This window comes from Parendozoicomonas callyspongiae, from assembly GCF_023502345.1.
Taxonomy (GTDB): domain Bacteria; phylum Pseudomonadota; class Gammaproteobacteria; order Pseudomonadales; family Endozoicomonadaceae; genus Sansalvadorimonas; species Sansalvadorimonas callyspongiae.
On the sequence record NZ_JAMFLX010000119.1, the window covers coordinates 1 to 797 of the forward strand.

At 37.4% G+C, this 797-nt stretch carries 2 protein-coding genes; both read left to right on the top strand.

The window, feature by feature from the left end:
• Positions 1 to 222, top strand: a 222-nt coding sequence (locus M3P05_RS20545; protein ID WP_249702007.1) for a hypothetical protein, incomplete at its 5' end; no start/stop codon positions are given.
• Positions 223 to 249: 27 nt separating this feature from the next.
• The gene (locus M3P05_RS20550; protein WP_283777895.1) at positions 250 to 759 is read left to right on the top strand and encodes a DUF2971 domain-containing protein; all 510 of its coding nucleotides are present in this window, start codon (positions 250 to 252) and stop codon (positions 757 to 759) included.
• Positions 760 to 797: the final 38 nt, after the last annotated feature.

The window sequence follows — 797 nt, forward strand, 5'->3', positions numbered from 1 at the left end:
GAACATTTAAGGAACATCCAGTACAACGTGAAGATCGCAAGATATATTCAACTACCACAATTCATATATATGCTCTCACGAGGGTTCTTCATCCCAAAGACATCTCTATTTGAAGATGAGTTAGAGGGACTAGCCTCAGTGATGTTCAACTATGACGAAGTAGGCCCGGCCCCAAAGATGGAAAATGACTGGGCTAAAGAATGGATATATACAAGTTGCTAGTATAAGCATTCTCGTGAATCTATGGCGATGTGGAATCTCTATGGCTTAAATCGTGAGTCACTAATGATTCAAACTACAACGGATAAATTATCGAACATCCTACAGCAATCATCTCGATATAAATCCAACCCAGCGATGCTCAACTTCATATCGTATTTTGAAGCAACTGAATATCCGAAAGCACTTTATAAAAAAGAACCAACTAGATACACAAAAGTCCCATGCACTTATCTATACAATAGCAAGCTGAGTGATCTCTTTTTTAAACATCCATCATATCGCCACGAAAATGAAATTAGGCTATGTGTTGTTGATAGAAATTCAGAAGAACCGTATACACTAAACAAGAACCCTGGAATCATTTTAAAAATTGATAGCGATTTCATAGAATCTATAACATTTGCTCCTAATGCCACAGAATGGTTCAAAGATACGGTACTAGACGTAGTTCAAAAATTTGATGTAGAGCCTGATATCTATAGTTCAGAACTTGATTGGCACAAACATATTTTCAGTCCGAGTGAAATCATGTTCTAACAAGAAAATCAAAGGGACGCCTTCGGCGCCCCTTATTT